1 pseudogene is annotated in these 1,018 nt (G+C 59.7%); it reads right to left on the reverse strand.

The features are described from left to right. Nucleotides 1–993: pseudogene (locus tag NKI95_RS34300) on the reverse strand (hypothetical protein); the annotation flags it as partial. Between the last annotated feature and the right edge of the window lie 25 nt (nucleotides 994–1,018).

Raw genomic sequence — 1,018 nt, forward strand, 5'->3', positions numbered from 1 at the left:
GGGGGCCTGCATCAGCACGCGAGCGCCTGAATTGCCGATCTCGCTCAGCTGCGGCTCAGTGGCAACGTCCTGCAGACGACTGTTCAGGGGCCTTTGCCTCTTCGCTGGTCTCAACTCCGCTGTATCATGCTCACGGTTGATGAGGACCTCCTCGCTTGATAGCTGGTTGCTCCTGTCCTGTGCAGCGATCCGCTCGTCCGGCGCGCGCTGGTCGCCGTCGCGCCAGATCAGGGGACGAAAGGACCCTGCGGGATCCGAGGCTTGGTGATGGGGCCCAGTTGGCACGAAAGACAATGGCAGAACAGCGTCGTCTTCATTAGCTTTCCCAGGGAGCTCGCGCCCGAGTTCGGACTTCCGGAGATGAGCTAGTGCACTGATCCCACCGGAGTTGTTATAGCGCTTGGCATCTTCATCCAGCGACCCCTCGTGAAGCCGAGCCGCAATCCCCGGCTTTTTGTTTTCAACCAGGTATTCACTGAAACGTCTAGGAGCAGATCCATAGGTCTGAATGGTAGCGGGATTCGGCCCGCTCGGCGCTGCCTTGTACTCTTTGATGGGAGCCGCTGTGTAATCTCTGATGAGCGCGGCGTCGGCAGGGTCGGGATTATTCAGGACAGCGGCGCGGTCCAGCACTGGCGCTCCGCCCGCCCACGTCTTGAGATGACCCACTGCTCTAGCCACGTCCGAGGAGCCACTCTTGCTCTCGTACTCCTTGAGATCCGGATCCAGCGACTCCTCGTGAAGCCGAGCAGCAAATCCCGGCCTGTTATTATCAAAGAGCCAACGACCAAAGCCGAGAAGAGAATTTACATGGCGCTTGACCGTGCTCTCCAATGCTGACCTCAGCCCTTCGACAATGGTCGCATCGTTGGAATAGAGAGGACCCTTGTCGCGACCGGAGACCCCTATTGGAGGATCTGGCTGCACCGCCGGCGGCACAGAACGAGCATGGTCACGCAACTCGGACGGTGCGGGGGGATTCAGATCAACCACTGACGAATCCGGCGCATCATGATGG

Origin of the sequence: Mesorhizobium sp. M0306 (genome assembly GCF_040321655.1) — a bacterium.
GTDB lineage: Bacteria > Pseudomonadota > Alphaproteobacteria > Rhizobiales > Rhizobiaceae > Mesorhizobium.